Annotated in this window: 15 protein-coding genes, 1 tRNA gene and 1 pseudogene; 13 read left to right on the top strand and 4 right to left on the bottom strand. The window is 70.8% G+C overall.

Features of this window, described 5'->3' with window-relative positions; genetic code table 11:
• Position 1 precedes the first annotated feature (1 nt).
• Together frc and ACZ9QC_RS06505 are read right to left on the bottom strand one after the other, a co-directional pair.
• A complete protein-coding gene (gene frc / locus ACZ9QC_RS06510) occupies positions 2–1,231 on the bottom strand; it encodes a formyl-CoA transferase (RefSeq protein ID WP_472919245.1) in 1,230 nt (409 codons plus the stop codon).
• Positions 1,232–1,243: 12 nt separating this feature from the next.
• On the bottom strand, positions 1,244–2,929 hold the full coding sequence (locus ACZ9QC_RS06505; RefSeq protein WP_472919244.1) for a thiamine pyrophosphate-binding protein: 1,686 nt from the start codon (positions 2,927–2,929) through the stop codon (positions 1,244–1,246).
• Positions 2,930–3,117: 188 nt separating this feature from the next.
• On the opposite strand from ACZ9QC_RS06505, the gene sucC reads away from it, so the two are divergent.
• The 5 genes from sucC to fusA all read left to right on the top strand — a co-directional run bounded on the left by sucC (position 3,118) and on the right by fusA (position 9,405).
• On the top strand, positions 3,118–4,248 hold the full coding sequence (gene sucC / locus ACZ9QC_RS06500; RefSeq protein WP_472919243.1) for an ADP-forming succinate--CoA ligase subunit beta: 1,131 nt from the start codon (positions 3,118–3,120) through the stop codon (positions 4,246–4,248).
• Between the two features lie 10 nt (positions 4,249–4,258).
• The gene (gene sucD, locus ACZ9QC_RS06495; protein WP_472919242.1) at positions 4,259–5,143 is read left to right on the top strand and encodes a succinate--CoA ligase subunit alpha; all 885 of its coding nucleotides are present in this window, start codon (positions 4,259–4,261) and stop codon (positions 5,141–5,143) included.
• A gap of 1 nt (position 5,144) precedes the next feature.
• On the top strand, positions 5,145–6,695 hold the full coding sequence (locus ACZ9QC_RS06490) for an aldehyde dehydrogenase family protein (protein ID WP_472919241.1): 1,551 nt from the start codon (positions 5,145–5,147) through the stop codon (positions 6,693–6,695).
• 184 nt (positions 6,696–6,879) lie between these two features.
• Positions 6,880–6,967: transfer RNA gene (locus ACZ9QC_RS06485), tRNA-Leu, on the top strand.
• 353 nt (positions 6,968–7,320) lie between these two features.
• Positions 7,321–9,405: an elongation factor G gene (fusA, locus tag ACZ9QC_RS06480; protein WP_472919240.1), complete on the top strand. Its 2,085-nt coding sequence runs from the start codon at positions 7,321–7,323 to the stop codon at positions 9,403–9,405.
• A gap of 172 nt (positions 9,406–9,577) precedes the next feature.
• On the opposite strand, the gene ACZ9QC_RS06475 is transcribed toward fusA, so the two are convergent.
• The gene (locus ACZ9QC_RS06475) at positions 9,578–10,948 is read right to left on the bottom strand and encodes a glycoside hydrolase family 43 protein (protein ID WP_472919239.1); all 1,371 of its coding nucleotides are present in this window, start codon (positions 10,946–10,948) and stop codon (positions 9,578–9,580) included.
• Positions 10,949–11,317: 369 nt separating this feature from the next.
• On the opposite strand from ACZ9QC_RS06475, the gene ACZ9QC_RS06470 reads away from it, so the two are divergent.
• The 8 genes and pseudogenes from ACZ9QC_RS06470 to ACZ9QC_RS06435 all read left to right on the top strand — a co-directional run bounded on the left by ACZ9QC_RS06470 (position 11,318) and on the right by ACZ9QC_RS06435 (position 20,053).
• Entirely contained in the window at positions 11,318–12,241 is a 924-nt protein-coding gene (locus tag ACZ9QC_RS06470) for a hypothetical protein (RefSeq protein WP_472919238.1), read from the top strand.
• 72 nt (positions 12,242–12,313) lie between these two features.
• The gene (locus tag ACZ9QC_RS06465; protein WP_472919237.1) at positions 12,314–12,760 is read left to right on the top strand and encodes a hypothetical protein; all 447 of its coding nucleotides are present in this window, start codon (positions 12,314–12,316) and stop codon (positions 12,758–12,760) included.
• A gap of 118 nt (positions 12,761–12,878) precedes the next feature.
• Complete coding sequence (locus tag ACZ9QC_RS06460) at positions 12,879–13,325, top strand: hypothetical protein (protein ID WP_472919236.1); 447 nt, start codon at positions 12,879–12,881, stop codon at positions 13,323–13,325.
• A gap of 162 nt (positions 13,326–13,487) precedes the next feature.
• Positions 13,488–17,432: an nSTAND1 domain-containing NTPase gene (locus ACZ9QC_RS06455; protein WP_472921615.1), complete on the top strand. Its 3,945-nt coding sequence runs from the start codon at positions 13,488–13,490 to the stop codon at positions 17,430–17,432.
• 173 nt (positions 17,433–17,605) lie between these two features.
• The gene (locus ACZ9QC_RS06450; protein ID WP_472919235.1) at positions 17,606–18,511 is read left to right on the top strand and encodes a C40 family peptidase; all 906 of its coding nucleotides are present in this window, start codon (positions 17,606–17,608) and stop codon (positions 18,509–18,511) included.
• Positions 18,512–18,579: 68 nt separating this feature from the next.
• Positions 18,580–18,810 (top strand): annotated as a pseudogene (locus ACZ9QC_RS06445) (helix-turn-helix domain-containing protein); the annotation flags it as partial.
• Positions 18,811–18,962: 152 nt separating this feature from the next.
• Positions 18,963–19,781 (top strand): phytanoyl-CoA dioxygenase family protein, encoded by an 819-nt coding sequence (locus ACZ9QC_RS06440; RefSeq protein WP_472919234.1) that lies wholly within the window; start codon positions 18,963–18,965, stop codon positions 19,779–19,781.
• A complete protein-coding gene (locus ACZ9QC_RS06435; protein WP_316724611.1) occupies positions 19,778–20,053 on the top strand; it encodes a hypothetical protein in 276 nt (91 codons plus the stop codon). Before ACZ9QC_RS06440 ends, ACZ9QC_RS06435 begins: the two co-directional genes overlap by 4 nt.
• A 115-nt stretch (positions 20,054–20,168) precedes the next feature.
• Here ACZ9QC_RS06435 and ACZ9QC_RS06430 read toward each other — a convergent pair whose 3' ends face one another.
• Positions 20,169–21,134 (bottom strand): glycoside hydrolase family 6 protein, encoded by a 966-nt coding sequence (locus tag ACZ9QC_RS06430; RefSeq protein WP_472919233.1) that lies wholly within the window; start codon positions 21,132–21,134, stop codon positions 20,169–20,171.
• Between the last annotated feature and the right edge of the window lie 275 nt (positions 21,135–21,409).

Raw genomic sequence — 21,409 nt, 5'->3', positions numbered from 1 at the left:
ATCAGATCACTCCGTTCGACTTGAGCAGGCGGAGCTCCTCGACGCCGAGCCCCAGCTCGCCGACGTAGACCTCTTCGTTGTGTTCGCCGAGCAGGGGTGAACTGATCACGTCCACGGGGGAGTCGGACAGCTTCAGCGGGCTGCCGACGGTCACGAACTCACCGCGCTCGGGGTGCGGCACGGTGACCACCATCTCGTTGGAGACCAGCGACTCGTCCTCGATGATCTCCTTGGTGGAGAGGATCGGCCCGCACGGGATGTTGTGCGCGTTGAGCCGCTCCAGCACCTCCCATTTGGGCAGGGTGGACGACCACTCCTCGATGAGCTGGAACATCTTGTTGAGCTTGGGCAGACGGGCCTCCGGCGTCGCCCACTCGGGGTCGTCCGCGAGCTCCGGCCGGCCGATGAGTTCGCTGAGCGGCTGCCAGCCGACGGGCTGCACGATGACGTACACGTAGTCGTTCGGCCCGCCCGGCGCGCACTTGACGGCCCAGCCGGGCTGACCGCCGCCGGACGCGTTCCCGGACCTGGGAACCTCGTCGCCGAAGTCGTCGTTGGGATATTCACGGAGCGGGCCATGTGCCAGCCGCTGCTGGTCCCTCAGCTTCACCCGACAGAGGTTGAGGACGGCGTGCTGCATGGCCACGTTGACCCGCTGGCCGCGCCCGGTGCTCTCGCGCTGGTACAGCGCCGCGAGGATGCCCGCCACGGTGTGGATGCCCGTGCCCGAGTCGCCGATCTGGGCCCCCGTCGCCAGCGGCGGTCCGTCCTCGAAGCCCGTGGTCGCCATGGACCCGCCCATGGCCTGCGCGACGACCTCGTACGCCTTGAAGTTGGTGTACGGACCGTCCCCGAATCCCTTGATGGAGGCATAGACGATACGCGGATTGATCTCCTGGACGCGGTCCCAGGTGAAGCCCATGCGGTCGACCGCGCCGGGGCCGAAGTTCTCGACCATGACGTCGGAGCGCCGGATCAGCTCGGTGAGGATCTCCTTGCCGCGCTCGGTCTTGGTGTTGAGGGTGATGCTCCGCTTGTTGCAGTTGAGCATCGTGAAGTAGAGGGAGTCGACGTCCGGGAGGTCGCGCAGCTGCTTGCGCGTGATGTCCCCGGTCGGCGCCTCCAGCTTCACCACGTCCGCGCCGAGCCAGGCGAGCAGTTGGGTGGCGGACGGGCCGGACTGGACGTGCGTCATGTCGAGGACGCGGATGCCTTCGAGAGCCTTGGTCATGCCGAGGTCACCTCACTTGTACATCGTCTGGTTCATGGTTCCGGGGGCGTAGGCGTCCGGGTCGACCCAGACGTTGATGAGCGACGGCTTGCCGGACTCACGGGCGCGCCGGAGCGCGGGGCCGATGTCGGCGGGGTCGCGGACCTCCTCGCCGTAACCGCCCAGCATCTGGGCGAACTTGTCGTAGTGGACGTCGCCGAGCGTGTTGCCGACGCGCTCGCGCTCCAGGCCGTACTTCTGGGCCTGGCCGTAACGGATCTGGTTCATCGAGGAGTTGTTGCCGACGATGCCGACGAAGGGCAGGTCGTAGCGGACGAGAGTCTCGAAGTCCCAGCCGGTGAGGGAGAAGGCGCCGTCACCGAAGAGGGCCACCACCTCCTTGTCGGGCCGCGCCTTCTTGGCGGCGAGCACGAAGGGGACGCCGACGCCGAGGGTGCCGAGGGGGCCCGGGTCCATCCAGTGCCCGGGTGACTTGGGCTGCACGACCTGACCGGAGAAGGTGACGATGTCGCCGCCGTCGCCGATGTAGAGGGAGTCCTCGGTGAGGAAGTCGTTGATCTCGCTGACCAGCCGGTAGGGGTGGATGGGCGAGGCGTCGGACCTCAGGCTGGGCAGCCGCTTCTCGATGGCGGTCTGCTCGGCGGCGCGCAGCTCGTCGAGCCACTCCTTGCGCTTCGACGCGCCCCCGTTGATGCGCCCGGAGGCCGCCTCGGTCACCGACTTGAGCACGAGCCCGGCGTCGCCGACGATCCCGAGGTCGATGTCGCGGTTCTTGCCGACGGTCCGGTAGTCGAGGTCGATCTGGACGACGGTCGCGTCCGGCGACAGCCGCTTGCCGTAGCCCATGCGGAAGTCGAAGGGTGTACCGACGACGACGATGACGTCGGCGTTGGAGAAGGCGTACCGGCGGGAGAGCTGGAAGTGGTGCGGGTCGCCGGGCGGGAGGGTGCCGCGTCCCGCGCCGTTCATGTAGGCCGGGATGTTCAGCGTGCGCACCAGCTCGATGGCGGACTCGGTGCCGCGGGTCGTCCACACCTGGCTGCCCAGCAGGATCGCGGGCTTCTCGGCGTGCACCAGCAGGTCGGCGAGCTTCTCGACGGCGTCGGGGTCGCCGGCCGAGCGGGTCGAGGCCCGGTAGGCGCCGGCCTTCGGCACGCGTGCCTTCTCCACCGGCACCTTGGCGTCGAGGACGTCACGCGGGATCTCCAGGAAGGAGGGGCCGGGGGCGCCGTGGTAGCACTCGCGGAACGCCATGGACACCATGTCGGCGGCGCGGGCCGTGTCCGGCACGGTCGCCGCGAACTTGGTGATGGGCGTCATCATGTCGACGTGCGGCAGGTCCTGGAGGGACCCCATCTTGTGCTGGGTGTGCGCGCCCTGACCGCCGATCAGCAGCATCGGGGACTCCGCGCGGAAGGCGTTGGCGACGCCGGTGACGGCGTCGGTCGTGCCGGGGCCGGCGGTGACGACCGCGCAGCCGGGCTTGCCCGTGATGCGGGCGTAGCCGTCGGCGGCGTGTGCGGCGACCTGTTCGTGACGGACGTCGACGACCTCGATGCCCTCGTCGACGCAGCCGTCGTAGATGTCGATGATGTGGCCGCCGCACAGGGTGTAGATGACCTCCACACCCTCCGCTTTGAGTGCCTTCGCGACGAGGTGACCACCGGAAATGAGGTCCTGGCTGTTGCCGTCTGGCATGGCGAAGTCCTGTCCCTTCGTAGGGTTTTCGAGGGCTTTTCGAAGGCTTTTCGAGGGGGGCTTCGGTGCGGTTGGAGTGCTCTCGCGGTTGATTGCATACAGTCGACGAATACTGTATGAAGCTTGTTATCCCGCATCCGGTGGGTGGTGTCCAGGGGGCGTGCGGCACTTTTGAGTCAGGAGCCGGAATGGACCTGTTCGAGTACCAGGCAAGGGAACTCTTCGAGGAACACGGCATAGCGGTGCCGAGGGCGGAGGTCACCGACTCGCCCAAGGACGCCCGCGAGATCGCCCGCCGGCTCGGCGGACGCGTCGTCGTCAAGGCCCAGGTGAAGACCGGCGGACGCGGCAAGGCGGGCGGGGTGAAGCTCGCCGCCGACCCCGCAGCCGCCGAACTGACGGCACGGCAGATCCTCGGCATGGACATCAAGGGCCACACCGTCCGCACGGTGATGGTCGCCGAACCCGTCGCGATCGAGAGCGAGTTCTACGTCTCGTACGTCCTCGACCGCGCCGCCGGCCGCTTCCTCGCGATCGCCTCGGCCGAGGGCGGCATGGAGATCGAGGAGGTGGCGGCGACCAGGCCCGAGGCGGTGGCCCGGATCCCGATCGACCCCGCCGAGGGCGTCACCTCCGCGAAGGCGTCCGAGATCGCCGAGGCGGCGGGCCTGCCCCCGCAGACCGTCGACGTCCTGATGAGGCTCTGGCAGGTGCTGACCCGTGAGGACGCCCTCCTCGTCGAGGTCAACCCGCTCGTCCGCACCGAGCAGGGCCGCATCCTCGCCCTCGACGGCAAGGTCACCCTCGACGACAACGCGAGCTTCCGCCGGACCCGCCTCGGCGACGAGGGCTTCGCGCACGACGACCCGCTGGAGGCGGCGGCCGCCGCCAAGGGCCTCACCTACGTGAAACTGGACGGCGAGGTCGGCGTCATCGGCAACGGCGCCGGACTCGTCATGTCGACCCTCGACGTGGTCGCGGGCTGCGGCGCCCGCCCCGCCGACTTCCTCGACATCGGAGGCGGCGCCTCCGCCCGGATCATGGCCGACGGCCTCTCCGTCGTCCTCTCCGACCCCGACGTGAAGTCCGTCCTCGTCAATGTCTTCGGCGGGATCACCGCCTGCGACGCGGTCGCCGACGGGATCGTGCAGGCCCTGGACAGCGTCCGGTTGACCAAACCCCTGGTCGTCCGCCTCGACGGCAACAACGCCGCACGTGGCCGGGCGATCCTCGACGACCGCGACCACCCCCTCGTCCATCAGGCCACCACCATGGACGGCGCCGCGCGTCGCGCCGCCGACCTCGCCCACGCGAACTGAGGAGCCGGACATGGCCATCTACCTCACCAAGGAGAGCAAGGTCCTCGTCCAGGGCATGACCGGAGGCGAGGGCATGAAGCACACCCGCCGCATGCTCGCGGCCGGCACGAACGTCGTCGGCGGCGTCAACCCCCGCAAGGCGGGTCGCACCGTCGACTTCGACGACCGTGTCGTCCCCGTGTTCGGCTCCGTCGCCGAGGGCATCGAGGTCACCGGAGCCGACGTCACCGTCGTCTTCGTCCCGCCCGCCTTCGCCAGGGCGGCCGTCGTCGAGGCGGCCGACGCCGGCATCGGCCTCGCCGTCGTCATCACCGAGGGCATCCCCGTCCACGACTCCGTCGCCTTCACGGCCTACGCGCAGGCCAAGGGCACCCGGATCGTCGGCCCCAACTGCCCCGGACTGATCACCCCCGGCCAGTCCAACGCGGGCATCATCCCCGCCGACATCACCAAGCCGGGACGCATCGGCCTGGTCTCCAAGTCCGGCACCCTCACCTACCAACTCATGTACGAACTCCGCGACATCGGCTTCTCCACCTGCGTCGGCATCGGCGGCGACCCCGTCGTCGGCACCACCCACATCGACTGCCTCGCCGCCTTCCAGGACGACCCCGACACCGAACTGATCGTCCTCATCGGCGAGATCGGCGGCGACGCCGAGGAACGGGCCGCCACGTACGTCCGCGACCACGTCACCAAGCCCGTCGTCGGCTATGTCGCCGGCTTCACGGCCCCCGAGGGCAGGACGATGGGCCACGCCGGCGCGATCGTGTCCGGCTCCTCCGGTACGGCGCGGGCGAAGAAGGCGGCGCTGGAGGCGGCCGGGGTACGGGTCGGGAACACCCCCACCGAGACCGCCCGGCTGGTGCTCGCCGCCCTGGAAGGCAGTGCGTGACATGGCCCCCACCCTCACCCTCAAATCCGGCACCGCCTGGACCGACGCCTGGCGGCGCTGCCTCGCCGTCGCCCCCGAGGCATTCCGGGACGACCGGGTCCTCAACCTCTGGAACGGCTCCTGGCAGGCCGACGGCCGGGCACTGCCCGCCACCAGCCCCGTCGACGGCACCCCCGTCGCGGGCCCGCCCCGACTGGACGGCGCCACCGCGCACCACGCCGTCCGGGCCTGTCTCGACCAGCACCGGGCCTGGCGCCACGTCCCCCTCGCCGAACGCCGCGACCGGGTCGCCGCCACCCTCGACGCCCTCACCCAGCACCGCGAACTGCTCGCCCTGCTCCTCGTCTGGGAGATCGGCAAGCCCTGGCGGCCGGCCCAGGCCGACGTCGACCGGGCCATCGACGGCGTCCGCTGGTACGTCGACGGCATCGAACCCATGGTCGAGGGGCGCGTCCCCCTCGACGGCCCGGTCTCCAACATCGCCAGCTGGAACTACCCGATGAGCGTGCTCGTCCACGCGATGCTGGTCCAGGCACTGGCAGGCAACGCCGTCATCGCCAAGACCCCGACCGACGGCGGCGTCGCCTGTCTCACCCTGGCCAGTGCCCTCGCAGCCCGCGAGGGCGTCCCCGTCACCCTCGTCAGCGGCAGCGGACGCGAACTGTCCGACGCGCTCGTCCGCGCCCCCGAGATCGGCTGCGTCTCCTTCGTCGGCGGCCGCGACACCGGCGCCGCCGTGGCCACCGCCGTCGCCGACCTCGGCAAACGCCACGTCCTGGAACAGGAGGGCCTGAACACCTGGGGCATCTGGAACCACACCGACTGGGACACCCTGACCGCCGTCGTCCCCAAACTCTTCGACTACGGCAAACAGCGCTGCACGGCGTACCCGCGCTTCGTCGTCCAACGGGAGCTGTTCGACGAGTTCCTCGCCGCCTACCTTCCGGCGGTCCGCACCCTCCGCGTCGGCCACCCGCTGGCCGTGGAGCACCCCGACGACCCGTACCCGACCCTGGACTTCGGACCCGTCATCAACGCGGCCAAGGCCAAGGAACTGACCGACCAGGTCGCCGAGGCCGTCGACCGGGGCGCCGTCCCGCTGCACCGGGGCCGGCTCGCCGACGCGCGCTTCCTGCCCGGCCAGGACACCGGCGCGTACGTCCAGCCCGTAACCCTCCTCGACCCGCCCCCGTCCTCCCCGCTGCACCACGCGGAACCCTTCGGCCCGGTCGACACGATCGTCCTGGTCGACACCGAGGCCGAACTGCTCGCCGCCATGAACGCCTCGAACGGCGCGCTCGTCGCCACCCTGTCCACCGACGACCGGGCGACGTACGAGCGGCTGGCACCCCAGATCCGCGCCTTCAAGGTCGGCCACGGCGAGCCGCGCTCCCGAGGCGACCGCGACGAGCTCTTCGGTGGCTTCGGCGCGTCCTGGCGGGGCGCCTTCGTCGGCGGCGACCTGCTCGTCAAGGCCGTCACGCGCGGCCCGGCGGGGGAGCGGCTGCCGGGGAACTTTCCCGAGTACCGCCTCATGCCGTCGGTCGCCTGACCCGGCCCTCGGTGGCCTGTTCGTGACCGTCCGATCACCCTTGGTGAGGCCGTGCGGACCCGCCCGTCGAGGCCCGCACGGCCCCGCCCGAAGCCCCGATATGCAGGTGAAAGGCACTCCGAAACCTTGGTATTGTTGTCCATGTCGCCGCGGGGAACACCCCCGGCCAGGCGGCAGACACCTAGTCCGGGTGGCGGAATGGCAGACGCGCTAGCTTGAGGTGCTAGTGCCCTTTATCGGGCGTGGGGGTTCAAGTCCCCCCTCGGACACCAGATACAGCGCAGATCGACATCGACCCCATCGACCGGTTTCCGGTCGGTGGGGTTTTTCGTCGTCCCGGGGTGTCGTCGGGTGCCCCGGGGGCGAAAAATGCGATGCCCCGGCCCCGATCTTCTCTCTAGACTCGCCCCACCGAACGACGAGAGAGGGGAGCCCGGCCATGTGCAAGCGCACCGCTGTCGTCGTTCCCCGTTCCCTGTACGAGGTGATCCTCGTGTCCTCGTCCGTCCGGTGCCCGCTGCGCGGCCGGTACCGGAACCCGTGACGCACGCCTGACGTCTTCGCACGGCGCCCACGCACGGGAATCGCGCTGCCCTGAAACAGCTCAGCTGAAAGGCCACGGGCCATGCGCAGCACCGTCAACACCATCGCCAACCCCCTGACCGCCGTGCGGAATCTGGGCATCCTCGCCCATGTCGACGCCGGCAAGACCACCGTCACCGAGCGGTTCCTCTACGCCACCGGGACCACGCACAAGCGGGGCGAGGTCCACGACGGGACGACCGTCACCGACTTCGATCCGCAGGAACGCGACCGGGGCATCACCATCTTCGCGGCTGCCGTGAGCTGCGCCTGGGACGGGCATCGGATCAACCTGATCGACACCCCCGGCCACGTCGACTTCGCCGACGAGGTGGAGCGTTCGCTCCGCGTGCTCGACGGCGCGATCGCGGTGTTCGACGCGGTCGCGGGCGTCGAGCCGCAGAGCGAGTCGGTGTGGCGGCAGGCCGACCGGCACGGCGTACCGCGCATCGCCTTCGTCAACAAGCTGGACCGCGCGGGCGCCGACCTGGACACGGCCGTCGAGTCGATCCGGCAGCGGCTCCACCCGGTCCCGCTGGTGGTGCAGTCGCCGATCGGTGCGGAGGACGGGTTCGTCGGTGTGGTCGATCTGCTGCGCATGCGGGCGCTGGTGTGGGCGGACGGATCCGAGACGGCCGAGGAGGGGCCGGTCCCCGACGACCTCAAGGACGAGGCCGGGCGGCGACGGCGGCGGCTGGAGGAAGCGGTGGCCGAACTGCATCCGACGGCGCTGGAGGAGTTCTGCGAACGGGGCACGCTCTCCGCGCGGACGCTCGCCGCGGCGCTGCGCGACCTCACCCGCACGGGCGAGGGAGTCGTCGTGCTGTGCGGCTCCGCCTACCGCAACCGTGGCATCGAACCCCTGCTCGACGCGGTGGTGGCGTATCTGCCGTCGCCGCTGGACGTGCCGGCCGTACGCGGCACGCACGACGGCACGGAGCAGGAGCGGGCGGCCGAGGCCGAGGCGCCGGTCGCGGCCCTGGCGTTCAAGGTGAGCGCCACGGCCACGGGACGGCTGACGTACGTGAGGCTCTACTCGGGCACGATCCGGAAGGGGGACACCGTGCTGGACGCGGGGACGCGGCGCACCGAGCGGATCGGCCGGATCCTGCGGGTCCAGGCCGACCGGCACGCCGAACTGGAGCGGGCCGTGGCCGGCGACATCGTCGCGGTGGTCGGGCTGAAGGCCGCCCGCGCGGGGACGACGCTGTGCGATCCGGCGGCGCCGCTGCTCCTCGAACCGCCGTCCGTCGCCGACCCGGTGGTGTCGGTGGCCGTCGAGGCGCGCCGGAGCACCGACACCGACCGGCTCGCCACGGCTCTCGCACGGCTCGCCGAGGAGGACCCCTCGCTCGTGGTGCGGACCGACCCCGAGACCGGGCAGACGCTGTTGTCCGGCATGGGCGAACTGCATCTGGAGGTGGCCGTGGAGAAGGTGCGGCAGAGCCATGGGCTGGAGGTGGCCGTCGGTCGTCCGCGCGTGACCTATCGCGAGACGGTCGTGCGTGGGGTGTCGGGGCTGGTCTTCCGGCACGTCAAACAGGACGGCGGGGCCGGGCAGTTCGCGCATGTCGTGCTGGACGTGGCGCCTCTGCCGCCCGCGGAGGCCGACGGTGACGGTGCCGCCACGGGCTTCGTCTTCCGCTCGACCGTCGTGGGCGGGCGGGTGCCGCAGGAGTACGTGCGCGCGGTCGAGGCCGGGTGTCGTGACGCGCTCGCCGAGGGGCCGCTCGGTGGGCACCCGGTGACTGGGCTGAGCGTCACCCTCACCGACGGGGCGACCCACTCCAAGGACTCCTCGGAGATGGCGTTCCGTACGGCCGGGCGGCTCGGGCTCCGGGCGGCCATGCGGGCGGCGGTGATGGGGCTGCTGGAGCCTGTCGCCGATGTCACGGTGACCGTGCCCGCGGATGCCGTGGGTGGGGTGCTCGGGGATCTCGCGGCTCGGCGGGGGCGGGTGACGGATTCTGTGACCCGGGGTGGGTCTGTGGTGGTCACCGCGGTCGTGCCGCTGGCGGAGCTGTTCGGGTACGCGACGCGGTTGCGCAGCCGGACGCAGGGGCGGGGGACGTTCACGGGGCGGCCTGCGGGGTATGCGGCGGCGCCGGGGGCTGTTGCGGTGGGTTAGGGGGAGGGCGGGGGCGAGTTTTTCTCGCCCTCGCCGCCCCTACCCGTCCCATCCTCGAGGGGCTGCGCCCCTCTGACCCCCATCTGCGGGTCCGGTGGGGGTTCTCGCGCAGTTCCCCGCGCCCCTAGAAGAGTGGGGGCGCGGGGGGCTTTGTTCGGCTTGTTCGGTGGTGTTACGCCCAGGGGCTCACCGCTGTGAAGCTGCTGTCGGCTCGGAAGGTGTCTGTGGCCTGGTAGGTCTCCACGCGCAGTTCGTAGTTGTAGTGGCGGATGTAGCGGCCCGGGTAGTTGTACGACTCCAGGCGGACGGAGCCGGAGGTCGTGCCCGGGCGGGCGCAGTACGTGGCGTCCTTGGCGAACACGGTCGTCCCGTTGTTCGTGTCGAAGCGGAGCCGGAAGTCCCAGTGCCGCAGGTAGCGGCCCGAGGAGTCGCGGAAGGAGTAGCAGTTGGCGTCCGCGAGGCCGGGCACGATCGTGAAGGTCGCGCTCTGCTTGACGGCGGTCGTGCTGGAGGACGTCACCGGGTCGACGTAACCGAGGCTGTCGGAGCGCACCACGGCGTAGCGGCCCGGGTAGTTGACGGACTGGAGGGAGCGGGTGGTGTTGGTGGGGAGGGTGACGCCGCCGGCCACCGTCTCCTTGAGGACCGTCAGATGGCGTACGAAGCCGGTGAGGCCCGGGAGCTGCGTCGGGGTCGACCAGGTGGCGAAGTTGTCGTAGCTGTCGCTGTACCAGTACTGCCCGGCGCCGTAGGCGTCGTAGTAGATCCGCCAGCCGCCGTTGTCGAGCTGGACCAGGGCCGGGCCCTCCATGCCGGAGCCGAAGCCCGCCCAGTTGCCCGTCCTCGTGATGGTGTACGGGCCGGTGAGGTTGGAGGCGGTGCCGTACTCGATGTACTTCGTCGTCTCGTTCTTGGTGAACGCGTGGTAGGTGGAGCCGATCTTGACGATGAAGGTGTCGATGTAGTTCGGGCCGATGCCGGAGAGCCGGGTGGGCGCCGACCATGCGGTGAGGGCGGAGTTCGTCGCCGTCAGCTTGTACGGCTTGAAGATGTACTCGCCCTCGGCGGCGATCGACGCGGACAGGATGATGTTGACGCTGCCGTCGGTGTCGACGAACCACTCCGGCGCCCAGGTGCGCTGCAGACCGCTGATCGGGACCGTGTAGTCGTAGAGGAAGGTCCAGTTGAGACGGTCGGTGGAGCGGGCGAAGCCGATGGTGGTGGAGAGCGCCGACCAGGTGCGGGTGGTGTAGGTCAGGTAGTAGTAGCCGTCCGTGTGCTTGAAGATGCTGGGGTCACGGATCAGGCCGGAGGGCGGGGTGTACGCGGGCCCCTTGCGGAGGGTGAAGCCGGTCGCGTCCGGCGAGTCGTAGACGTACATGTTCGACTCGCTGCTGTTCGTGAACGCGGTCATCGTGTAGCGCGTCGCCTGCCCCGCCGGCGGGTGGGCGGCTCCGGCCGCGCCGGCGAAGGCGGTGGTGAGCCCCAGGAGGGCGGCCACCGAGGTGAGGAGGGCGAGGACCGCCCTGAGGGTTCTGTTCAACGCTCGTCCCATTTCTGCGTGAACTGCCCTGAGGCGTGAGGATGTTGTTTTGTTCGGTATGTCGTACATCGTGCGGAACTTCGGTCAGAAGATAGGAGGGGGGCATGGGCGCGTCAATGGATTGGGCCAGGCTTTCTGTGAGAAGGGCTTCCGCTTTGAGTCGACCATGAGTCCCGCATGAGCCGGTCATGACTCCGGCGTTGCCTGCCGCCCTCTGTTTCCCCTGGCCGCCACCGGTTTCCCGGCCACCGCACCGGAGGGCAACGGGAAACCGGTCGACCCCGGTGTTCCGGCGGGGCAACTCTGGCTTCGTCAGCAGGCGGCGAGCAGGACCGGCGAGGCCAGGGGGGACCCATGAGGCGCACGCTCATGTCTCTGTGGACAGTCGTGGCGGTCGTGGCGGCCGGCGCGATCGGATGCACCGAGAACACCGACGCGGGCAAGCCCGGTTCGGCCACCACGGCCGCCCGTCAGGCCCGCCCGCAGCCGCTGACCTGGCAGCAGGAGTTGCGCGTCAACGACGCCCAGCAGCGCCTGACGAAGCAGTGCATGAACCGCCAGGGCTTCGAGTACTGGGAGGACCGCACCCTGACCCTGCGCGAGAGCCGCCCGGTGCGCTACGTCCAGGACGACGTCGAGTGGGCCCGTACGTACGGGTACGGCGGCCGGATCGACGCCAAGAGCCAGAAGGTCCGCGAGAGCAACCCCATCGGTACCTACCGCGAGAGCCTCTCCACCTCCCGGCGCGCAGCCTTCGACCTCGCGCTCGACGGAGGCGACGACGCCCGTATCCTCACCGCGCCCCTACCGGGGGGCAGCGGCGAGATCCGCAAGCGCATCGGCGGCTGCACGGAGGAGGCCGAGCGCGAGCTCTACGGCGACCCTGCCGAATGGTTCCGCACCGGCAAGGTCGCCACGAGCCTCAACGGCCTCTACGGCGAAGAGCTGATGAAGGACCGTCAGCTCACTGCCGCCATCACGTCCTGGTCCCGGTGCATGAAGAAGGCCGGACAGCCCTACAAAGACCCGCAGGCGGCACGCGACGCCATCCGGGTCAACACCAGCCGACTGGGCGAGGCCCGCGCCGACGAGGCGTTCGCCGCCGAGCGAAAGACCGCCGTCGCGGACGCCACCTGCGCCCGCGAGACGTCCCTGCGGACCGTGGCCTCGGCCCGGGAGACGTACTACGAGGACCGCCTGCGCGACCGATACGGCAAGGACGTCGACACGTACCGACGCCTCGGTCAGCGGGCCTACGACCGGGCGGTGCGCATCGTTCCGGAGCGTGACTGAGCACCTCACGCTCTGGGCGGGTCCACCGCTCTGCACCACCCACGCACACAACGGAAAACGAGGGGAACCACCATGCGCAAGTTCACCGTCACGGCAGCCCTCCTCGGGCTCACCGCCCTGGGTGTCGTCGTACCCGCCGCCACCTCACAGGCGGCCGACAGCGCCGTCGCCGGTCCCGTCTGTGACAGCAAGTGGGGCGCCCGCAACGGCAACATGTACGCCTGGGACGCCCAGGACTGCGGGGGCAACCCCCTTGTCGTCGCCGCGGGGAACAGCACCAACTGGGGTGGCGCCAACGACAGGGCGTCGTCCGTCATGAACCGTGGCTACACCGGCAACCTGTCCATCGTCAAGTTCTTTTTCCTGGAGAACTACAGCGGGGGACACACCTGCCTCTACCCGGGCGAGCTCTACGCCGACAACCTGACCGACAACACGTTCACCACGGGCGAGATCGTGGACAACAACATCAGGTCCCACCAGTGGGTGAACGGCGGCTGCGGCGCCACCCTGACCTGACCCGTCCGGCCGGTACGGGCGGCCCGGGCCTGACCACCCCGGGCCGCCCGCCCCGGTGCAACGGCGCGTCACACATCACGAGCAAGGGCCTGACGATTCAGTCACTAGGGGGAACACGATGCGCAAGCTCACCGTCACGGCGGCGGCCCTGGGACTCGCCGCGCTCGGCCTCGCCGTGCCCGCCACGGCCGCGCACGCGGCCGACAGTGTCACCGCCGGTCCCGTCTGCGACAGCAAGTGGGGCCCGCGCAACGGAAAGATCTACGCCTGGGACGACCCCGACTGCTCGGGCACCTTGCTGCCCGTTCCGGACAGCGGTGACTGGGGGCCCGAGGCCGATGACAGGGCCTCGTCCGTCATGAACCGCGGCTACACCGGCACCCTCGGCGTCGCCCAGTTCTTCGAGCACGCCCGCCGGGGCGGCGGCCACGCCTGTCTCCTGCCGGGCGAGATGTATGCCGACAACCTGGCGCACAGCCGGTTCAGCAACGGCGCGCCGGTGGACAACAACATCAGTTCACACGGGTGGGCCACCAGCAGCTCCTGTGCGGTCATCCTGACCTGACGCCCACCGACCCGAGCCGCGAACGTCCGGAACCGCATCGGCCCTCGGTTCCGGAGGTTCGTGTTTTCGCCACTCCGGGTGAATGGCTTGGCTGCCCCTACCGCCCCGACAGTAACCTTTGGCATCCGCGTCTCATGGGACGCACCTGCCTTGGGGGACGCCTTGGGGGACCCGCAGCACGGACCTGCGACAGACCATCGCGACGAACGAGACCGCGACGCGCCGACCACGTCGTCCTTCCCCGCACAATTGAGACGACTGCGGCAGGAACGCGGCCTCTCCCTCACCGACCTCGCCCGGCAGACCCACTACAGCAAGGGCTACCTCAGCAAGATCGAGACCGGTACGAAACGCGCCACCGTCGACGTGGCCCGCCTCTGCGACCAAGTGTTGGGCGCCGAGGGCGAGTTACTGCGGCTGGTGGTGCGGCAGGCGGCGCCCGGCCACGGCGAACCCGAGGGGGAGGCCGCGCCCCAGCAGTCGGGCGGCACGTGCCCCTACCGCGGTCTGTCGGCGTTCACCCCGCAGGACGCGGAGTGGTTCTTCGGACGGGAACGCGCGACGGCAGCCCTGGTGGAACGGGCCTTCGAACGGGTCGGCAGCGGACCGCTGATGCTGGTCGCCCCGTCGGGCGCGGGCAAGTCGTCCCTGCTCAACGCCGGCCTCGTGCCCGCCCTGAAACGCGGCGACTTTCCCATGCCGGGCGCCGACCGCTGGCCGGTGGTCCTGCTCACCCCCACCTCCCGCCCCTGCGACGAGCTGGTGGAACGTACCGCCAAAGCGGTCGGCGGCGACCTCGGCATCACCGCGGAGACGGTGCGGGAGGACCCCGCCGCCCTGCTCGCCGCCGTAGGCGCGATGGCGGACGAACCGCCCCCGGCCCCGGGGGAGCGCAGACCCCCGCCCCCTCGCCCCGTCCTGATCGTGGACCAGTTCGAGGAACTGTTCACGCTCTGCTCCGACGACGAGGAGCGCCGTGCCTTCGTCCGGGTGCTGCGCGCCCTGGCGACCACCGGGCCGGGGGACGACACGCTCGCCCCGGCCGTCGTGGTGCTCGGCGTCCGCGCCGACTTCACCGGCAGCTGTCTGGGCCTGCCCGAACTGACCCCGGTCCTCACCGACGGACTCTTCGTCCTGGCGCCCATGTCCGTGGCGGAGCTGCGGGAGGCGATCACCCGCCCCGCCGAACTCGCCGGTGTCACCCTCGAACCCGGCCTCGTCCCGCTCCTCCTGCGCGACGCCGGACTGCGCGACGAACCGGAGACACCGATGCGGGACACCGCGCACGCCGGCCGGGCCGGTGCCGCGCACCCCAACGGGATCGGCGCCGACGAGACGCCCTCCGGCGCGCTCCCCCTCATCTCCCACGCACTGCTCGCCACCTGGCAGCGCCGCACGGACTCCGCGCTGACCGTCGACGGGTACGAGCGGGCCGGTGGGATGCAAGGGGCCATCGCTCGCACCGCCGAGAGCGTGTTCGCTGGGCTGTACCCGGCCGAGCAACGGACGATCCGCCGCATCCTGTCCCGGCTGGTGGTCGTCGCGGACGGCGCCGGAGCAACCCGTCGCAGGACGAGCCGGGCCGCCCTGATGGCACAGCTCGGCGATGCGGACGGCACGGCCGCCGCGCTCGACGCGTTCGTTCGCGCCCGGCTCATCACCCTGGACAGTGACACGGTCCAGATCACCCATGAGGCACTGCTGCACGCCTGGCCCCGGCTGCGCGACTGGATCCACGCCGACCGCGCCGGCCTCCTCCTGCACCAGCAACTCGCCCACGCGGCCGCCGAATGGGAGCGCGAGAACCGCGACCCGTCCGCCCTCTACCGAGGCACACGGCTGGAGACCGTCCGGGCGTGGGCCGACGAGTCCGACGGCTGGAGCCGCCTGGGCCCCGGCGAGGAGGCGTTCCTGAGGGCGAGTCAGGCGGAGGAGGACGGCCGTCGCAGACAGGCCGGACGCCAGATCCGGCTGCGGCAGTCCATGCTCGCCACCCTCGTCGTCCTGCTCGGGCTCGCCGTGACCGCGGGCGGCCTCGCCTACCAGCAGCGGGAGGGCGCCCTCGACCAGGAGCGCGCCGCCCGCTCCCAGGCCCTCGCCGTGCGGTCCGCGTCCCTCGCCGGGGGTCGGCCGGAGGCGTCGATGCTGCTGGCGGAGGAGGCCTACCGGGCCGACACCACCGTGGAGGCACGCGGCGCCCTCCTCAGCACCCAGGCCCAGCCCTTCTCCGCCCGGCTCGGCGGCTACCGAGGCCCGGTCAACGCCGTGGCCTTCGCACCGGATGACCGGACCCTGGCGACGGCCAGCTCCGACGGCACCGTCATCGTGCGCCGCGCGACCGGCGACCACCGGACGCTGGCCACCTTCACCGTCCCCGGCCGGGTCCGCTCGGTCGCCTTCGGCCCCGACGGCCGCACCCTCGCGGCGACGTCGACGGACGGCCCTGTGACCCTCTGGGACGTCTCCGAACGCCGTCGGGCGGCCGTCCTCGCGACCAGTACGAAGGCCAGCCGGGCGGTGGCCTTCGACCCGCGCGGCGGCGTGCTCGCCGTCGCGACCGCAGACGGGACCGTCGAACTCTGGAACACCGGGCGCGCGCCCCGGCGCACGGACACGCTCACCGGTCACAAGGGCACCCTCAACGCGCTGGCGTACGCGCCCGACGGCACGAAACTCGTCTCCGCCGGCGCCGACCGGACCGTACGCCTGTGGGACACCGACACCGACACCGACCGCGCGCGACGGCTCGACGTGCTCGAAGGCCACACCGACGAAGTGCTGGGCGCGGCGTTCTCCCCGGACGGGCGGCACGTGGTTTCCGGCGGCGTCGACCGGACCGTACGGCTGTGGGACGTACGCGACCGTGAGCAGACCGCGGTGTTCACCGGGAGCAGCGACGACATCAACGCCGTCGCCTACACGCCCGACGGCACGGCGGTGATCGGCGCGGTCGGCGACGGCACGACCCGGCTGTGGGACGTACGCGGCGGCCGGCAGACGGCCGTGCTCTCCGGACACACCGACTACGTCATGGGGGTCGCCGTGACCTCCGACGGCACCCGGCTGGCCACGGCCGGCTTCGACCAGTCCGTCGTCCTGTGGGACCTGGGCGGGCCGGTGCTGACGGCACGTCCGTTCACGGAGGTCTGGCAGGCGGTCTACAGTCCCGACGGGAAGCTGCTGGCCACCGCCGACACCGACCATACGGTGCGGCTCTGGGACGTACGGACCAACCGCCTCCTCAAGAGGCTCACCGGCCACGCCGAGACGGTCTTCTCGGTGGCGTTCTCCCCCGACGGCAGGACCCTCGCCTCGGCGAGTTCCGACGGCACGATCCGCCTGTGGGACGTGGCCGGGCGGAAGTTCCTGGCCGAACTCACCGGTCACACCGGGGAGGTCTTCTCGGTCGTCTTCGCGCCGAACGGCAGGACCCTCGCCTCGGCCGGCGCCGACCGTACGGTCCGCCTCTGGGACCTCGCCGCACGACGCGACATCGCCGTCCTCGAAGGGCACGAGGACTACGCCAACGCCGTCGCCTTCAGCCCGGACGGCCGCACCCTGGCGAGCGCCGGCGACGACCTGACCGTACGGTTCTGGGACGTCGCCTCGCACCGGGCCCTGGCCGAACTCCCCGGCCACACCGGCGCGGTGAGAAGCGTCGCCTTCAGCCCGGACGGCCGCACGCTCGCCAGCAGTGGAAACGACGGCGCCGTACGCCTGTGGGACGTGCGCACGCGTCGTTTCGAGACCGCCCTCATGGGACACACCGGCTCCACCCGTGGCCTCGCCTTCAGTCCGGACGGCCACATGCTCGCCAGCAGTGGCAACGACCGAACGGTGCGGCTGTGGGACATGGACGCGCGGCAGCCCTGGGCGACGCTGTCCGGCCACACCAACGCCGTGTGGGGCGTGCACTTCGCGCCCGACGGGCGGACGGTGGCCAGCAGCAGCACCGACGGGACGGTACGGCTGTGGGACCTCGACCCCGGGGCACGCCTGGAGAAGATCTGCCGTGTCGGCGCCGGGCTCGGTCCGGCGGAACGCGGCAGCCTGCTGCCGGGAACACCGGTGTCCTCCGGACCGCCGTGCGGGCGCGCCACCGAGTGACCAACTGCCCTGCTCACAGAGGGTTTCCCAGGTGTTTCCCGGTTGCCCGATCGAAGGGGGCGACACCTCACGCCTCCACGACGGGGCCGCGGAAGGGCAAGCTGCCGCAGGACCGCACCGCACGACCGCAACGACCACATGATCCACGTCAAACAGGAATCGGGGGTCCCGGCATGGTGAGCCGGACCGGACTCAACCGCACACTGATCACACGCACACTGATCACACTCCTGGCCGTCCTCCTCTGGGCGCCGGTGGCCACGACCGCCACCGCGCAGGCGGCGCCCGCCGCTCCCACCGCCGACGACTGCCGCCCCCTCGCGCCCGGCGCGTCCGCCGCCGCCGAGCGGGCGATCGCCGCTGCGTGCGCCGAGGTCGCGGCCGGTACCTGGTACACCTGGGGCGGCGGGCACGGGGCCACACCCGGGGCCACCTACGGGCAGGTTGACCCAACCGACCCCGCCAGCGAACACGACCCCGAGCGGCGCGGGTTCGACTGCTCCGGCCTCGTCCGGTACGCGTACGCCCAGGCCACCGGTGGCACGGACATCCTCAACGGCGTCGCCAGCCAGCAGTTCTACACGCACCGCGCCGCCGCCCGCTTCACCGCCGCGCAGGGCCTCGCCCCGCTGCTGCCCGGCGATCTCCTCGCCTATGGCAAGGACTCGACGGACATGCAGCACATCGCCATCTACCTCGGCGCCGGCAAGATGGTCGAGGCCAGGCAGTCCGGCACCAAGCTGATGGTGAGTGACGTCCGCCTGGGCAGCACCTACTTCGGCGCCGTCCGCGTCAACACCGGTGCGCCCACCGGCAACATCCACCAGACCTGGGGCACCGGCGTCTGGACCAAGGCCGAGCCCAGCCTCGCCGCCCGCCGCGTCTACGCCTTCCCGTACTCGACCACCATCCGCGTGTACTGCCAGAAGCACGCGGAGATGGTCAGGGCGGAGGGCTACGAGAACGACGTCTGGTCCTACCTGCCCGACTACAAGGCCTGGGTCACCAACATCTACATCAAGGGCCCGGCCTGGCTGGCGGGCGTACCCGACTGCAACGACGTGCCTCCCATCTCCTGACAGCCTCATGCCGGTGGCCGTCGGGGGGCGGCCACCGGTACGAGCGTCACCCGGCCTACGACGAGGCAGTGGCCGACGAGGGGACGGCGGTGGACCGCGAACCCGACCCCTCGGACAGTCCGCGGACGTGGGGCGCCGTGACACAGGCGCTGCGCGAGCACGCGGGCTACAGCCGGGCGGAGTTCGCGGATCTCGTCCGCTCCTCCCGGCACACGGTGGAATCGGTGGAGCAGGTGCGCCGGATGCCGGACGCGAACTACGTGCGGCGGGCCGACGAACTGCTGGGGAACACCGGGTCCGCCTAGTCCGCCTAGTCCGCGTAGTCCACGGCGGTGGGCGCCTCCCGTTCGGGGGCGCCCACCTGCCGCGCCGGTTGTCGGTCGCGAAAATGGACCACCACAGGAAGATTTCAGCCCACTACAGGGCGGGGTGCGGTCCGTAGGTTCGTCGTATGCCTACCAGCAAGCACCTCCTGACCTCGGTTCAGGTGGCCCGCTTCGTCGCGCAGGGATTCCTGCGCCTGGACGGGGTGGTGCCGCCGGACATCAACGAACGGGCCGTCGCCGCGCTGGCCGAGGGCCTGCCGGGAGTGCCGTACGGCACCCCGCTGAGCGCGGCGTACCCGCCCGACACCTTCGTCCACGCGCTGCTCGAACTGCCCGTCGTCGCTGGTGCGGTGGAGAGTCTGGTCGGACCCGACCCGACCGTCGACCACCATGCCGTGCACGTCCGCGAGCCCCACGAGGGCCACGCACAGGACCTCCACGCGGACGCGATCATCGACGTACGGCCGGACGCGTTCGACATCCAGCTCATGTACTACCCGCACGAGGTGACCGCCGAGATGGGCGGCACCCTCAGCGTGCCCGGCAGCCATCTGCGCCGGATCAACGAGACGGACATCGGCCGCGTCCAGAACCTGCGGGGGCAGACCCGGCTGACCTGCCCGGCCGGCACGGTCGTCCTCGTGCACCACGGCATCTGGCACGGTGGCCGCCGCAACGACACCGCCCGCCGCCGCTTCATGTACAAACTGCGCCTCAACCCGACCGTGCCGCAGGTGCGCCTGTGGGACACCAGCGACCTGCACGACCCGGCCGTCACCGCGGAGCTGGACACCCACTTCCCGTGGTACGAGCAGGCCACCGGCCGACTGGAGATCTACAACCGGGTCCTGCTGTGGCGGGCCCTGACCGGTGACGAGTCGTTCGACGTCGAGTACTGGGTCACGCGCGTCAGCAACCGGCCCGCCCTGAGGAGCCACGCATGAGGCAACAGGTCCTGGTCCTGTATCTGTCGACCTCGGCGCTCGACTCCCCGGTCGTGGGCTGGTCCCGGTACGACGGGACCGGCCGGACCCGTCCGACGGCGGGAGACAGCGACGAGCCGCCCTACCCGACGGGGCTCGACGCGCTGCTCGACGGCTGGCGCCTCTTCCAGGCGTCGCAGCTCCTGCCGCCCCGGTCCGGTCACGAGTACGACGTCTCCTTTCTGAAGCACGAGTTCTTCTTCGAGAAGCTGGAGGAGACCTCCTCCGGCTGACGTCGAGACCTCACCCGGCTGACGGCGGGGCCTTCCGGCTGACGTCGAGCCCGTGGCCCGGTCGCGGGGCGAGTGGACCGGGCCACGGAGTCCTGGCGCAGTGGGTCGGCGGTGGTCAGTAGCCGTAGATCATCTTGTAGGCGACCTCGGGCAGGAACTGACCGGCCGAGGAGCCGGATCCCACACCGCAGTTGCCGTCCGACTCGCCCGGCACCTTGATCCACAGCAGCATCTCGGCGCCGCCGCCCATCTGGGTGGCGGGGCCGATGCGGCGGCCCGAGGGGTTGCACCACTGGCCGTTGGAGCCGTTGCCGTTGCGGCTGGTGTCCACGACGAACGGCTTGGTGTAGCCGTAGCGGGAACTGAGCTGGCTGTTCACCGCGTTGCCGTAGGCGGTGTTCTCGCCCGTGGTGAGGTAGTTGGAGATGTTCAGCGAGAAGCCGTGGGCCTGCCGCAGGCCCGCTTCGTGCAGCCGCTTGGCCATGGTCGCGGCGTCCGTCCAGGCGGGGTTGCCGGCGTCCATGTACACCCAGGTGTTGGGGGCCTGGCGGTTGAACTGGGAGACGGCGCCGCTGAGCATGCTCTGGCGCTCGGCTATCTGCGCCTGGTTCATGCAGCCGTAGTCGCCGAGGGAGTCCGGCTCCAGGATCACCAGGGCCGGACGGTTGCCGATACCGCCGGCGAACTGGGAGATCCAGCTCGCGTAGGCGGACGGCGAGGAGGCGCCGCCCGCGGAGTGCCCGCCGCAGTAGTCGCGGTTGTAGACGTTGTACGCGACGAGGATGGGCAGCTTGTCCCGGCTGTCCGCGGCGCCCGTGAACGAGCTCGTGGCCGTGCCGATCGAGCCGCTCCACGAGCCGAACCAGCGGGCCATCGGGGTGTTGGCGATGGAGGCGTTGATCGCGGACGCCCGGCCGTCACCGGGGTTGGCGGCGGTCCACCGCTTCGCGCTGTTGTCGGGGTCCACATAGAACCCGCTGGTCATGCTGGTCGGGTCGGCGGCATGGGCGGACGGAGCGGCGGCGAACGCGAGCGGTAGCGAGCAGAGCGCTGCCATCAGGGCGCGGAGCCTGCGGCGCATGACATCACCTCGGAATTCCTGGCAGGGATGCGTCGCACGCTCTCGTCCAGAGCGTGCGACGCACTGAGGAAGTGCGGTGGTTCGACGTGCCTGGAGGAGTTGGGAGCGCTCCCACCGGAAGCGCTCCCAGATGCACGGAGAACCTTTGGGGTGTGGTCGGTATCGTGTGGCTGGCTGGTAGAACTGTCAAGAGTCGAGGGGTGAAACTCCCTCTGTACAGGGCGAGTTCGAGGCTCTACGGTCCCTATGACCGGAAGCGCTCCCAGTTTTCGGCC

The sequence above is a fragment of the Streptomyces sp. HUAS MS02 genome (assembly GCF_055702265.1).
This window is presented reverse-complemented; position numbering and strand designations above follow the sequence as displayed.

Excerpts from the sequence above, each read along its gene's own strand:
- frc (WP_472919245.1), bottom strand. The coding sequence starts at position 1,231 with ATGACCAAGGCTCTCGAAGGCATCCGCGTCCTCGACATGACGCACGTC.
- ACZ9QC_RS06505 (WP_472919244.1), bottom strand. The coding sequence starts at position 2,929 with ATGCCAGACGGCAACAGCCAGGACCTCATTTCCGGTGGTCACCTCGTC.
- sucC (WP_472919243.1), top strand. The coding sequence starts at position 3,118 with ATGGACCTGTTCGAGTACCAGGCAAGGGAACTCTTCGAGGAACACGGC.
- sucD (WP_472919242.1), top strand. The coding sequence starts at position 4,259 with ATGGCCATCTACCTCACCAAGGAGAGCAAGGTCCTCGTCCAGGGCATG.
- ACZ9QC_RS06490 (WP_472919241.1), top strand. The coding sequence starts at position 5,145 with ATGGCCCCCACCCTCACCCTCAAATCCGGCACCGCCTGGACCGACGCC.
- fusA (WP_472919240.1), top strand. The coding sequence starts at position 7,321 with ATGCGCAGCACCGTCAACACCATCGCCAACCCCCTGACCGCCGTGCGG.
- ACZ9QC_RS06470 (WP_472919238.1), top strand. The coding sequence starts at position 11,318 with ATGTCTCTGTGGACAGTCGTGGCGGTCGTGGCGGCCGGCGCGATCGGA.
- ACZ9QC_RS06465 (WP_472919237.1), top strand. The coding sequence starts at position 12,314 with ATGCGCAAGTTCACCGTCACGGCAGCCCTCCTCGGGCTCACCGCCCTG.
- ACZ9QC_RS06460 (WP_472919236.1), top strand. The coding sequence starts at position 12,879 with ATGCGCAAGCTCACCGTCACGGCGGCGGCCCTGGGACTCGCCGCGCTC.
- ACZ9QC_RS06450 (WP_472919235.1), top strand. The coding sequence starts at position 17,606 with ATGGTGAGCCGGACCGGACTCAACCGCACACTGATCACACGCACACTG.
- ACZ9QC_RS06440 (WP_472919234.1), top strand. The coding sequence starts at position 18,963 with ATGCCTACCAGCAAGCACCTCCTGACCTCGGTTCAGGTGGCCCGCTTC.
- ACZ9QC_RS06435 (WP_316724611.1), top strand. The coding sequence starts at position 19,778 with ATGAGGCAACAGGTCCTGGTCCTGTATCTGTCGACCTCGGCGCTCGAC.
- ACZ9QC_RS06430 (WP_472919233.1), bottom strand. The coding sequence starts at position 21,134 with ATGCGCCGCAGGCTCCGCGCCCTGATGGCAGCGCTCTGCTCGCTACCG.